The 12,507-nt window shown below is 66.6% G+C and carries 10 protein-coding genes; 6 read left to right on the plus strand and 4 right to left on the minus strand.

Annotated elements, in window-relative coordinates:
* The first annotated feature begins 52 nt into the window (after positions 1–52).
* Together ABOZ73_RS08560 and ABOZ73_RS08565 are read left to right on the plus strand one after the other, a co-directional pair.
* The gene (locus ABOZ73_RS08560) at positions 53–976 is read left to right on the plus strand and encodes a Gfo/Idh/MocA family protein (RefSeq protein ID WP_369062324.1); all 924 of its coding nucleotides are present in this window, start codon (positions 53–55) and stop codon (positions 974–976) included.
* Between the two features lie 125 nt (positions 977–1,101).
* Positions 1,102–1,614: a hypothetical protein gene (locus tag ABOZ73_RS08565; RefSeq protein WP_369062325.1), complete on the plus strand. Its 513-nt coding sequence runs from the start codon at positions 1,102–1,104 to the stop codon at positions 1,612–1,614.
* Positions 1,615–1,841: 227 nt separating this feature from the next.
* Here ABOZ73_RS08565 and ABOZ73_RS08570 read toward each other — a convergent pair whose 3' ends face one another.
* Positions 1,842–2,747, minus strand: a complete 906-nt coding sequence (locus tag ABOZ73_RS08570) for a formylglycine-generating enzyme family protein (protein WP_369062326.1) — start codon at positions 2,745–2,747, stop codon at positions 1,842–1,844.
* A 29-nt stretch (positions 2,748–2,776) separates the two neighbouring features.
* Positions 2,777–3,910 (minus strand): cellulase family glycosylhydrolase, encoded by a 1,134-nt coding sequence (locus ABOZ73_RS08575; protein ID WP_369062327.1) that lies wholly within the window; start codon positions 3,908–3,910, stop codon positions 2,777–2,779.
* Between the two features lie 105 nt (positions 3,911–4,015).
* On the opposite strand from ABOZ73_RS08575, the gene ABOZ73_RS08580 reads away from it, so the two are divergent.
* The 4 genes from ABOZ73_RS08580 (at position 4,016) to ABOZ73_RS08595 (ending at position 8,606) form a co-directional block, all read left to right on the plus strand.
* Entirely contained in the window at positions 4,016–5,548 is a 1,533-nt protein-coding gene (locus tag ABOZ73_RS08580) for a sulfatase (protein ID WP_369062328.1), read from the plus strand.
* Positions 5,549–5,586: 38 nt separating this feature from the next.
* Positions 5,587–6,699 (plus strand): hypothetical protein, encoded by a 1,113-nt coding sequence (locus ABOZ73_RS08585; protein ID WP_369062329.1) that lies wholly within the window; start codon positions 5,587–5,589, stop codon positions 6,697–6,699.
* A 5-nt stretch (positions 6,700–6,704) separates the two neighbouring features.
* Positions 6,705–7,016 carry a hypothetical protein gene (locus tag ABOZ73_RS08590; protein ID WP_369062330.1) on the plus strand — a complete coding sequence of 104 codons (312 nt, stop codon included), beginning with the start codon at positions 6,705–6,707 and terminating at the stop codon, positions 7,014–7,016.
* Between the two features lie 78 nt (positions 7,017–7,094).
* Positions 7,095–8,606, plus strand: coding sequence for a family 43 glycosylhydrolase (locus ABOZ73_RS08595; protein WP_369062331.1), 1,512 nt, complete (start codon positions 7,095–7,097; stop codon positions 8,604–8,606).
* Here ABOZ73_RS08595 and ABOZ73_RS08600 read toward each other — a convergent pair.
* Positions 8,603–9,559: an alpha/beta hydrolase gene (locus ABOZ73_RS08600; RefSeq protein ID WP_369062332.1), complete on the minus strand. Its 957-nt coding sequence runs from the start codon at positions 9,557–9,559 to the stop codon at positions 8,603–8,605. The genes ABOZ73_RS08595 and ABOZ73_RS08600 overlap by 4 nt on opposite strands.
* A 9-nt stretch (positions 9,560–9,568) precedes the next feature.
* The gene (locus ABOZ73_RS08605) at positions 9,569–12,472 is read right to left on the minus strand and encodes a glycosyl hydrolase 115 family protein (RefSeq protein WP_369062333.1); all 2,904 of its coding nucleotides are present in this window, start codon (positions 12,470–12,472) and stop codon (positions 9,569–9,571) included.
* Positions 12,473–12,507 lie beyond the last annotated feature (35 nt).

The raw sequence follows: 12,507 nt of genomic DNA on the forward strand, positions 1-12,507 counted from the left end.
AATGGAGTTCAGGGCGGATAGGAACCATATATATCGTATAAATGAGCAGGTGATGAGCAAGGTCAAAATCGGCATCGTCGGCGTCGGCAAGATCGCCCGTGATCAGCACCTTCCGGCCTTGGCCGAAAGCGACGCGTTCGAGCTGTGCGCCACCGCCAGCCCGCATAGCCGGGTCGATGGAATCGAGGGCCACGCCTCGGTCGCGGAAATGCTTGCCGCCCGACCGGAGATCGAGGCGGTGTCGCTGTGCACGCCCCCGGAGGGACGCTTCGAGCAGGCGATGACCGTGCTGCAGGCCGGCAAGCACCTGATGCTGGAGAAGCCGCCGGCCGCGACCATCTCCGAGGCCGAGACCCTGCGCCAGCTCGCCCGCGAGAAGGGCCTCGCCCTGTTCGCCACCTGGCATTCACGCGAAGCCGCCGAGGTGGACGCCGCCCATCAGTGGCTTGCGGGCAAGCGCATCGAAGCCGTGCGCATCCGGTGGAAGGAAGACATCCGCCATTGGCATCCGGGGCAGGACTGGATCCTGGCGGCGGGCGGGTTCGGCGTGTTCGACCCGGGCATCAACGCCCTGTCGATCGCCACGCGCATCCTGCCCGAGCCGCTGGTCGTCACGGGCGCCGTCCTGTCGATTCCTAAGAACCGCATCTCGCCGATCGCGGCGACGATCACCCTGCAGTCAGGCGACGCTCCGGTGGATGCGCAGTTCGACTTCCTCCAGATCGGCGAACAGACTTGGGACATCGAGGTCGACACGGTCGTCGGCCAACTGCGCCTGCGCAACGGCGGCGGCCGCCTGGAATTGCCGGGCGCAGCGCCGCTCTGCGGACCCAACCGGGAATACCTCCGCCTCTATCGCCGCTTTGCGCAGCTTGTCCGACAGCGCGAGATCGACGCCGATCTGCGGCCCATGCAACTGGTCGCCGACGCCTTCCTGGTCGGTCAGCGCGAGGAGGCCGCCCCGTTCGCGTTCTGAAGGCGCTATTTGCGGCCAACGCTTGCCACAGACATTGCTCCGTGAACTTTCGTTGACGACGATTTGCGTTTAGAAACGCAACCTTAAAGCGCGATCGCCTTGAAGGACGCGCAGGCGTTTGGGCGGTGATCGTGAGTTGGGGGAAGAGAACCTTTGGCGGCGTCGAATACGACCTTTGCCATCTTGATCCGTTCACGATGCAGGTCACGCCAAAGGCGCCCGGCAGTCCGACATACAACGTGCGGGTTACGTTTACTTGTCACACCTTTACAAGAGAGTGGTGTGACACCGACGCGCCCGACCACAAACATCAGGAGGGAAGTGAAGCGAGAGCTTTTTGCCCGATCCGGTACGGCCATTCTCAGCATTTGGAACAGCTGATCCGCAACGCTTCTGTCGGGAAGGTTAGATTTAATAACCAGACGCCGTGGGTTATTCCAGCAACGATCCCCGGATTAGATGGGCCGTACGCTATCTACTTCAACGCCATCAAAGCTCGCACGCCAGGGCTTCACGTCATCGTCGATGTACGCAGCGCTCATCATAAGCCGACGCTAAACATGCGTTTGCCGCAGGTGACCTTCGCCACGGTCATCGGAAATACCGCCGCGGGAAAACCGATTAAGCGGCCAAAATAATAGCCCTCCCCGAAGGGAGGGCCATTGCGCGAAAACCTCTTACCTCCGCGAGCCGCGGAACCTCCCGAGAGAGGCAGGGCGCTGTTTTTCATCGCCATCAGCGGGCACATAATGCCCATCACGGTCATTAAGTTCAACTTAATATCGCAAGATAGCGAGTGCTAACGTTAGCACTGAGCTTAATTCTAACGTTATCAAAGCTCTCATTAAGATCCTTGATAAACACCTCAGGCACGGACAACGCAGCGAAAGCCGATATGGCTGGTGGGGCTGTCGATCGCCTGCGGGTGGCGCGCGGCGGGCCGGTAGCGCCGGCAGTAGTTGGGCGCGCATAGGTGTGATCCGCCCTTGATCACCTTGCGCCCGGTACGCTGGGGGTCGTCCGGATCGAGGCTCTCGCGCTGCTGGGCGCCGCGCGGATTGTCGATGGCGCAGCAAGCCTTGGTAGGAGCGCCCTTGGGCGCGCCGTACCAGTCGCGCGTCCACTCCCAGACATTTCCGATCATGTCGTGCAGACCGTAGCCGTTGGCGGGGAAGGCGCCGACCGACGTCGTGCGGTAGCCTCCATCCGCCTTCTGGCTGGCGAAGGGAAACCGGCCTTGCCAGTAGTTGGCCAGCATGGCGCCATCCGGCGCCAGTTCGTCACCCCAGGCGAACTCACGGCCCTCCAGCCCGCCCCGCGCGGCGAACTCCCATTCGGCTTCGGTCGGCAGGGTCTTGCCCGCCCACTTGGCGTAGGCCAGGGCGTCGGCATAGGCGACCTGCACCACGGGGTGGTCGTCGAGGTCGAAGATGTCGCTGTCCGGCCCGGCTGGATGCCGCCAGTCGGCGCCCGGCGTGAAGGCCCACCACTGGGTGTGGTCGTCCAGCTCAACCGGCCCATCCGTCGGCTGAAAGACGGCGGAGCCCGGGATCGCCATCGCTGGATCAAGGTCGGGGTAGTGGGCCGGATCAGGCGCCAGTTCGGCGAAGGTGCGATAACCCGTGTCCGCCACGAAGGCGGCGAACTGCGCGTTGGTCACCGGCCCCTGGTCGATCCAGAACTTGTCCACCTTCACGCGACGTGTCGGCGCCTCTTCGGGGTAATTGCGCTCCGATCCCATCAGGAATGCGCCGCCCTGAATGCGGATCATCCTTTCGAAGCGCTGTTCCCCGAGCGCCTTCATCGCCGAGGGCCGTTGGCCTCGCTGGTCAAACGCTTGATCAGCTCGACCTCGGCCGGGCGATAGGGCTTGCCGTCGGCGCGCAGGACCTCGTGGAACCACAGGGTCGGCTCGTCGAAGGTGTAGGGCTTCTTCCAGCTGTCCCACGGCATGCGCGTCTGGGACTTACCATCGACGAAGCCCCAATTGATCATCGCGATCTTGTACTTCTTGCCCAGGGGCAGCGAGCCGTCGAAGGTCGAGCCGTTGCCGCGGGCCATGTACTCGGTGGCCAGGACCGGGCGTCCATAGCTCATCATCTGTTTGGCCCGCCGCTCGAACTGTTCGGGCCAACCATAGTCGTGGAAACTCATCACGTCCGACTGGGCGATCTGGATCTTCTCCACCGCATCCAGCTTCTCAGGCTTGTCCCAGTCATTGCCGACCCAAAGGCCGCTGGTCAGGGGCTGGGTCGGCTCGGCGCTGCGCGCCCATTCGAACACCGGGCCGAGCAGGCCGGCGACCAGCTCCTTCTTGTTGGGCGTCGCCTTATAGAAGCCCATGCTGCCGCCGCTGTTGTTAGGCTCGTTCCACACGTCCCAGACCGCGATGCGCTTATCCTTGGCGAAGTGGCCGACGATGTCCTTCACATAGGCTTCCAGCTTGCCGTACTGGCTCTTGTCGGCGAGGCGCGCCGCGCCGGGCGCCTGAGCCCAGCCCGAATTGTGAATCCCCGGGATCGGCGGCCGCTGCGGGCCGGACCTCGGGTCCGGGTCCCAGCAGCTGTCGAACAGGACGAACATGATGCGGATGTCGTGCTTGTCGGCGATCTGCAGGAAGGTCTCCATGCGCCGCTTGAGTCCGGGCGCATCCTCCTCCCAAAGCATGTTGTGCAGGTAGACGCGCATGATGTTCATGCCCATGGCGGACGCCCAGCCGAGCTCCTGGTCGATCTCGCCCGGATTGAACGTATCGGCCTGCCACATCTCGAACTGATTGATGGCGCTGCGGTTGTTATAGTTGGCGCCGACCATCCAGGGCTGCCTGGCGTACCAGGTGGCGGCCTGCTCCTTGGTCCACATGTCGCGCGCGTCGGCGACAGACGCGGCGCAGAGCATCAGGCTCGCGCCGGCGAGAAGCAGCAGACGTTTCATCGATCATTCCTCCCAGGACGCTACGCTATCCCCGTCAGCGGACAGCGCCATTTGCCTCGCTTATAAATTATATGATTTATAAGCAACGTCATTCGAGCATCGATCATGCGCCTATCATCCATCGCCAAACGGACCTTGAGCCTTCTGGCGGCGACCGCGCTGATGGGCGTCGCGCCGTCAGCCGCCATCGCCGCCCCCAAGCGGCCCAACGTCCTGCTCATCATGATCGATGACCTGAAGCCGACGCTGCGGTCCTTCGGCGACTCTACCGCGATCAGCCCGAATATCGACAGACTGGCGGCGCGCGGCAGCCGGTTCGAGCACGCTTACGCCAACCAGGCGGTCTGCGCCCCGAGCCGCATCAACCTGATGACCAGCCGGCGCTCGACCTCCAGCGGCATCTACGAGTTCGGGATGGATCTGCGCGACTACATCCCCAACGCCGTCACACTGCCGCAGCTGTTCAAGAACCAGGGCTACGTCGCCGAGAGCTACGGCAAGGTCTTCCACGTCGGCCACAACACCCATGACGATCCGGCCAGCTGGTCCGCCCCGCCGGTCAAGGACCACGTCGTCGAGTATCTCGAACAGGCCAGCACCGGGGGAAAGCCGACCCGGGAAGAGGCGCTGTTCAACGAGGTTCCGGTGGAGGGCGACGTGTGGCGCTACGCCGCCACACTGGGCCGCGGCGCGGCGTGGGAAAGTCCCGACGTCGCCGACGACGCCTATGCGGACGGCCGCACCGCCGCCCGCGCCGCCAAGCGGCTGGGCGAGCTCAAGAGCTCCGGCGAGCCGTTCTTCCTGGCCGTAGGTTTCGCGCGCCCGCACCTGCCGTTCTCGGTGCCCAAGCGCTACTGGGATATGTACGACCCGGCCAAGCTGCCAATGCCGGAGTTCGAACGCCTGCCCGATGGCGCGCCGGCCCTCGCCGGCAAGGTCGGCGGCGAGATCACCGCCTATACGCCGGTGCCGCCAAAGGGCGACGCGGCGAACTATCCGCAGGACCTCAAGCGCAAGCTGATCCACGGCTATTACGCCGGGGTGACCTATGTCGACGCGCAGATCGGCAAGGTGCTCGACGCGCTTGATCGCGAAGGGTTGGCCAAGGACACCATCGTCGTCCTATGGGGTGATCACGGCTGGCACCTGGGCGACCACGGGATCTGGACCAAGCACACCAATTTCGAGCAGGCGGTGCGCCAGCCCCTGATTATCGCTGGGCCCGGCGCGGGGCGTGCGGGGCAGGCCCCGGCGCAGATCGCCGAGACGGTCAACGTCTATCCAACCTTGGTGAACCTGGCGGGCCTGAAGCTGCCGAAGGGGATGCAGCCCATCGACGGCGTCGACCTGACCGCCGCCTTGCGCGATCCGGCGCGCGTGCTGAGGCCTTACGCCTATCACGCCTACAATCGCCCCGGCCGGATCGGCCAGGCGATCCGCACCGAGCGATACCGGCTTGTGCGCTGGGTCCCCGACGCGGGCGGGCAGCAGATCTACGAGCTCTATGACCTGCAGGCCGACCCTGGCGAGACCCGCAACATGTCGGACGCCCTGCCCAAGGTGCGCGCCGAGCTAGAGCGCTATCTCGACGCCCAGCCCAAGCCCCTGCCGATGCGCCGACTGGCCAACGCCAAATGACGGCGGCGGCAAGGGGCCAAAACAGGATACGCGCGTGGATGATCGCGCTGTGCGCGGCGGCGAGTTTGCTGCCCGCATCCGGCAGGGCGCAGGCCGCGCTCGGCGCCAACTACAACGAGCACTACGAGGACGTTGACTACCGCGACCTGGAAAAGGCGGACGCCCATTGGGTGCGCCTGTTCCTGACCATGCCGCAGCTGGATCAGACCCCGGCCGCCGCGCACGGCGCCGTGCGGACCATCCTGGCGGCGGGCCAGCGAGGCTACGGCACGATCCTGTCGCTCAAGTTCCCGCGCAACCGGCAGGACTTCCCCAAGCCGGGCAGCCCGGAGATGCGACAAGAGCTGCGCTGGCTGGATGAGACCCTGCCCCTGGTGATGGGCAAGGTCGACATGCTGGTGATCGGCAACGAGCCCTACATCGAGAGCCGGCGCGAAGATCGCGACCTGGACCTCAACGCCTACTACGAGGCGCTGGCGGAACGGGCGATCCGTTACAGGCGGCTTTACTGCCCCGCCGACTGCCGGACACGCCTCTACATGGGCGCCCTGAACCGCATCGACCTGGCGGAGAACCGCACCGCCTCCACCGAGCGCTGGATGACGTTCGTCAGGACAACGCCGCAGATCGCCGGTGTCGACATCCACCCGCATCTGCCCAGCATCGAAGGCTCGAAGGTCTTCGTCGACTACGTCGTGCCGCGCATGCGTCCCGACCAGACCTTCATCGCCACCGAGTTCTCCATCGTCCGCTGGTGGCAGCAGCACCTGAGAGAGCCGATCCCGGCCGCCTTCGCCGACCAGTACGGCCTGCCGCGCGATACGCGGAACTGGCAGGTCATCCGGGCCGCGCTCGAAGCGCCCTACCCGAAGGCCAAGTGGGATGAGTTTCTGCGGCTGAGCCCGTGGTTCGAGACCCGCAAGCACTACCTGCGCGACCAGATGCGGATCTTCCGGGACAGCGGCCGCCTTGCCGTCGCCACCTATGGCTTCAAGCAAGGCGCATCGATGGGCCGGAACTTCGGACCCAACACGGCGCCGTGGCTGCTCAACAGCGTCTATGCGCCGACGACGGTCGCCAGGAATCCCGACGGCTCCGCCGCGTTCAACTACGCCTGGATCGACGACTTCCGAGCCCTGCAAGGGAAATGACAAGCATGACCCTGGCCGCCCTGCTCTCCAGCCTGGCCCTGGCCGCCACCGCCGCGCAAACGCCGCCCTCGCAAGTTCCGATGAAGAAGGCGGTGGCCGACGACATCTTCGCCGACCACCCGTCGATGGACGGGAACGCCACCGTCATGCCGGCCGTCGACGCCAGGCCGGTCAAACCGATCTTCAGCGAGCGGCCGATCGGCGACGCCTCCATCGCGCGCCTGCCTGACGGCGGATGGATCCTGACCGGAACCTCCCTGCGCATCGGGACGCGGCATGGGGTCGAGCTGTGGACGTCGCGGGACGGCGCGGCATAGTCACGGATCGGCCCGGCCAAGATCTCAGGCGACGACATAACGCCAGGCGACATCTCCGAACGCTATCTGGCGCCGTCGGTGACCGTGGCCGGCGACAAGCTCTACCTCGCCTTCTCGGACAAGACCGGCTGCGCGCGCATCGCTGTGGGCGGCGCCGCGACCCCCGGTGGCGCGTTCACCGCCTCGCCCTGTTTGGTCGAGGATGCAGCCGATGTTTCGTTGTTCGTGGACAAGGGCGGCGAGGGCTATCTGGTCTGGGGCGGCGGAATGATCGCGCGGCTGCAGCCTGGCTTCCGGAAACTGGCGGAGACGCCTCGCTTCCTCAAGCCGGACCCGGCGCTGTTCGCCAATCATCCGCCGCCGGGCAAAGACTGGCCGGCGCGCACCCACGTCGGGACGCGCGGCGCGACGATGGCCCGTGACGGCGACCGCTACGTCCTGGCCGCCAGCGAGGTGACCGGCCGCCTGCGGACCGCTGCCGAGGACCTGTTCGTCGCCGAGGCGCCAACGCCCTACGGCCCGTTCACGCTGCGCGCCCTGGCCGTCCCCCACGCCGGGCGCGGATCGTTGGTCCGGCTCGACGACGGCAGACTGGCCGCCGCCTACAATCCACGGTGCGAGGACAACTTCGCCCTGTTCTGCGAGCAGGTCGGCCTCGTTGCGCTGGAGCGCGCGCCCGACGGCCGCCTGCGTCAGGCCGCCTCGGCGATCACCGAGGACAGCGCGGTCGCCGCTCGCAAGCCGCTGGTCACCACCGAGACCATGCGGGACCCTTCAGTGACCCTTGGCGGCGACGGCTTCTACTATCTGGTCGGCACGCTGGACGGCTACGGCTACCACCGGCCCGACGGCGGGGTGAAGCTTTGGCGCTCGGCCGACCTCAGGCAATGGGACGAGGTCGGCTTCATCTGGCGCTGGGAGGGCATGGGATACGACTTCGGCGCCAACATCGCCGAACTGTGGGCGCCTGAGATCAGGTGGGTCGAGCGTGACAGGACCTACTACCTGGCCCTGTCGGTCATGGAGCGCGGCGTCGGCGCCAAGACCTGGCTCTACCGCTCAAAGAGCGGCAAGGCCGAGGGGCCGTACGAGAATGTCTGCGGCAGCTATCTGGTCAAGGGCGTCGACGGCTTCCCGTTCGAGGATGAGGACGGCCTCTACTTCCTCTGGGGCGGCGGCAGCATCGCCAGGCTGAACGCCAAACGCGACGGCTTCGATGGACCGGTTCGCCAGCTGGTCGATGTCGATGGCGACCATGTGGGTTACGAGGGAAACGGCCTCATCAAGGTGGACGGCGTCTACTTCCTGACCGGGGCGGAATGGCACGGGCCGCTGCGCACCCACGGCACCTACGACATGATGTATGGGACCTCGACCTCGTTGCTTGGCCCTTATAGCCAGCGCCGCATGGGCGCGCCGCACGGCGGCCATGGCACGGCGTTCAAGGATAAAGAGGGGCGCTACTGGTACACGATGTTCGGCAATGACCCGACCGCCCCGTGGCGCATGCGGTTCGGTCTGGTCCCGATCGATATCGGCGAGCCTTCCTCGATAGGGGTCCCCCGCGTCGGGGATGCCCGGGACCACTAGGCGGGGGCCTGCATCCCGTGATTGCGAGCAAAGCGCTCGAACAGGCCGGGCCAGGGGTGATCCCTGCCCGCCTCTTTCAAGGGTAGGCCGTGGCCGCCCTTCTCGAAGATATGCAGCTCCGACGGAATCTTCGCGGCCTGCAGGGCGGCGAACATCATCAGGCTGTTGACGGGGCTGACCACCGGATCGTTCGCCGCGTGCGCGACGAACGTCGGCGGCATGTCAGCTGGAAGGTCATTCTCGGCGGAGAACCTGGTCACCCGCTCCGGGGATATGTCCCCGCGCAGCAGCTCGCTCTTGGAATGGGCGTGCGCCGCGGGCTCGGTCATGGTGATGACGGGGAAGAACAGGCCCACGACCGTTGGGCGCGTGGGCTGAGCGTCGGCGGCGTCCACGGGGTCATAGGTCTTCAGATCGGAACGGCTGGCGAGCCGCGCGGTCAGATGCCCCCCAGCCGAGAAGCCGATGGCCGCCACCCTCGCCGGATCGATCCCCCATTTGCCCGCTCCAGCGCGGATGAGGCGCATGGCGCGCTGCGCGTCCTGCAGCGGCACGTCCGGTCCCGCCGCCCAGCCGTCGCGCGGCAGGCGATAGAGCAGCTCGAACACGGTATAGCCCCGCGCCGCGAAGGCCCAGGCGATGCCTGATCCCTCACGTCCCACGGCCACGCGGGCATAGCCGCCGCCGGGGATCAGAAGGATCGCGCCGCCGTTGGGCTGCTGGGCCGGCACGACGTTGAGCATGGGCGTGGCGATGTGCGGCCAGGCGATGTCGTCCGCCGGTCCGTCCGGCGAGCGCTTGACCACCTCGTCGCGCACGCTGAGCCCTTCGCCGCCGGGCGGCGGGCCGGGCCAGATCGCGAACCGCTCCACCGGCGCCGCCAAGGCGGGAAGGCCCGCCGTCGCCCCAACGGCGGCGGCGCCTGCAAGCCATGCGCGACGGGTGAAATCCATGGCCGCTCGCTACCGGGCGATGGTTTCGGGCGGCGCCAGATAGGCCTTGGCCAGACCTCCGAAGTCGACCACCAGCGAGTTGACCACGACGCCGGGATCGAGCGCATAGATCCGCAGCGTCTGTTCGCCGCTCTTGGCGATCTGCCACTCAGTAGTCGTGGTGATCGCGTTGCGCTGCACCCCGTCGCTCCAGTCCCTCTTGGCCTCGGCGTCGACCACCTGGATCGGGCCGCCGTTGATCGAGACACCGTAGCGCAGCTTGTGTTCGCCGCTTAGCGCGAAGCTGGGCAGCAGGGTCGCGTGCAGCTTGGCCTTGCCGTTGCTGGTGCTGCGGAAGCGGTATTCGGCATAGGGCGCCTTGGCCGGATCAACAGCGCTCGGCAGGTTCACATCGCTCATCAGCGCGTTGCCCGATCGCCCGAGCTCCGCGGCCCGGCTCCACCCGCTTCCCGCCAGAGAGGTATAGCGGCCGCCGCTGAACGCGACGATGCCGCCATCCTCCACCAGCGTCCCGGTCGGCGCCGCGACGTTGCGCGCGGCGACCTTGATCGTGCGGCTCTCGCCGGCTGCCGAAATGGTGACCGCGCCTTCGGCCGTCTCGTTGGCCTTCAGCTTGCGCCAGTCGATCGACACCCAGAGGCGCTGGTCGCCGCCGAGCTGAGTTTCCTTCTCGATTTTGATCCAGGGCGTCGAGGCCTTGGCGTCGATGTCGAGCTTGCCGGCGCCGGTGTTGAAGGCGTCGATGTAATGGCGTCCGTCCGTCGCCCGCTCGAAGGTCGGCAGACGGTCCGGCGCCGGGCCGTTATGCCAGCGGCTGGCGCGAAGGGCGTAGTCGATGGGCTGATCGGCCTTGGCCGGGCGGGCAGACCAGGCGTCAACTGAGCCTTCAACCGCCACGCCGAGCGCCGGCGTCGCCGAAGGCGTCACGCGGCCCACCGGCGGTACATAGAAGACCGACTGGAAGCGCGGGGCGTCGTCCATGAACTTGGCCCATTTGCCGTCGCCCGTCGCGTTGTAGAGCTCGGTCGCCTGCTTGGTCCGCTGGAACGCCTCGATGGCGGCGTCCGCGTGCAGGTTGGCGCTTGCGCGACCCTGGTGCGCGTAGAGGAAGCTGCGGTCGGCGCTGAGGATCTTGATGTTGGTCATCGCCGCCCCGCGCACCGGGTACTGCACCAGGTGATAGAAGCCGTCGCGCTTTTCCTTGGGCAGGGCGGCGGCGATCTTCTCGGCCCGCTCGTCCAAGGCGCGGAACTCGGCGATGCGGCGGCCGGCCTCGTCGCCATAGGCGACCGGCGAGAACGGGGTCGTGCGCGGCGTCGTCTCACCGTCATTGAAGCCCATGTGCTCGGGCTTGCGCGCGAAGTTGAGGCGGTAATAATCGTCCATCAGCCCGGCGATGGCGTCGGCCTGTTCCGGCTCGAAGGTCTCGGCCGCCCAGCTCTTCAGCCAGCCCCGCTGGCCCAGCTTGGCGGTGCCCTCGTAGTCATAGGCCAGGTCGAGGAAGTAGTTCATTCCCCGCTCGCCCGGCTTGATGTCGCCGACATTGACCACCCAGACCCGCCGCGCATTGGTGGCGTAGGCCTTGCCCATCTCCTCGCCGATCAGGGCCGGCGGCGTGGTGTCGAGCCACAGGTAGTCGTTGGGCACGCCCCAGTAGGAGATGTGGTAGTAGACGCCGCCCCCGCCGGAGCGCTTCTGTTCGGCCTTGGTCGAGAGCTGGCGGATGTAGCCATAGTTGTCGTCGACCCAGCCCAGCGTCACGTCGTCGGGCACCTTCATGCCCTTGCGATAGACGTCGAGCACTTCTTTGTAGGGCACGAAGACCTGAGGAACGGTCGCGGGATCCTTGCCCACGTCACGCAGCAGGCCGCGCTGGTCGGAAACCACCTGCTCCAGCAGCTTGACCCCATCGACCCCGCGGCCAGCCTCGACCGCGCTGTCGTGGATGCCGCGCATGCCGACCGTATAGACGTTCTCGAACCTGTGGTTGAGCTTCACACGCTCGCGCCAGTAGTCGAGAACCTGCGGCCCATTCTTGTGATAATTGTACTCGCCGCGGGCGTCGAAATTCCATTCGGCTACGTTGTTGCGCAGCATCGGCTCGGCGTGGCTGGCGCCCATGACGATCGCGTAGCGATCGGCCATCTCGGCGTTGCCCTGCACCTGGTTGAAGGCCGCCGTGACCTTGTGCATCGCCGGCCACAGGAAGTTGGCGCGCAGGCGCAGCAGCAGCTCGAAGATCTTGGCGTGAGTCTCGGGCCCCACATCGCCGGTGGGATCGTTCTTGGCCGCCCAGGGGCGCAGCGACCAGTCCTCGTCATTGATGAAGATGCCGCGATAACGCACGGACGGCGAGCCCTGTACGATCGTGTCGGGGCTCAGAGTGAGGTGCGACTTGCGGGTCGGCGCAGCGTCGGCCCACCACACCCAGGGCGACACGCCGATCTGTTCCGAAAGCTTGAAGACGCCGTACGCGGTTCCGCGCCGGTCAGCCCCCGCCACCACCAGGGCGCGCGAGACGCCCGGCGCCGGATTGTCGATCACCGCGATCGTGTAGGCCTCGCTCTGACCGGCCACCTTGTCGACCACGATGCGCTTTTCGGCGACCAGGCGGTCGATCAGCGGCGAGCCGCCGATGGTGCCCGCGAAGATGGCCAGACGTCCCTCAGGAGCCTGCGTCGAGACCTTGGGCCGCACGCCCGAGACCCGCTCCACGTCGCCGGCGAAGGCGCGGGCGGCGATCTCGACCACCGGGGCGTCGCCCTGGCTGATGAAGATCGTCGGGGCGACGCCGCCCACGACCAGGTCGAAGCCGGCGGCCGGGGCCGCCTGCTGCGCCAGCGCATGCGCAGGCGCCAGGGCCGGAGCCGCCGCCGCGACGCTCAGCGCGGCCAGAATACGGACGATCGCCATCCTGCTTTCCCTCTCTCTAGTCTCTTATGTTTGTC

Origin of the sequence: Caulobacter sp. 73W, from assembly GCF_041021955.1 — a bacterium.
In the GTDB taxonomy this organism is placed as follows: domain Bacteria; phylum Pseudomonadota; class Alphaproteobacteria; order Caulobacterales; family Caulobacteraceae; genus Caulobacter.

What these genes read in the sequence shown, in the direction of transcription:
- ABOZ73_RS08570 (WP_369062326.1), bottom strand. Translation starts at nt 2,747, where the DNA reads ATGATCCGCATTCAGGGCGGCGCATTCCTGATGGGATCGGAGCGCAAT.
- ABOZ73_RS08575 (WP_369062327.1), bottom strand. Translation starts at nt 3,910, where the DNA reads ATGAAACGTCTGCTGCTTCTCGCCGGCGCGAGCCTGATGCTCTGCGCC.
- ABOZ73_RS08600 (WP_369062332.1), bottom strand. Translation starts at nt 9,559, where the DNA reads ATGGATTTCACCCGTCGCGCATGGCTTGCAGGCGCCGCCGCCGTTGGG.
- ABOZ73_RS08560 (WP_369062324.1), top strand. Translation starts at nt 53, where the DNA reads ATGAGCAAGGTCAAAATCGGCATCGTCGGCGTCGGCAAGATCGCCCGT.
- ABOZ73_RS08605 (WP_369062333.1), bottom strand. Translation starts at nt 12,472, where the DNA reads ATGGCGATCGTCCGTATTCTGGCCGCGCTGAGCGTCGCGGCGGCGGCT.
- ABOZ73_RS08590 (WP_369062330.1), top strand. Translation starts at nt 6,705, where the DNA reads ATGACCCTGGCCGCCCTGCTCTCCAGCCTGGCCCTGGCCGCCACCGCC.
- ABOZ73_RS08585 (WP_369062329.1), top strand. Translation starts at nt 5,587, where the DNA reads ATGATCGCGCTGTGCGCGGCGGCGAGTTTGCTGCCCGCATCCGGCAGG.
- ABOZ73_RS08580 (WP_369062328.1), top strand. Translation starts at nt 4,016, where the DNA reads ATGCGCCTATCATCCATCGCCAAACGGACCTTGAGCCTTCTGGCGGCG.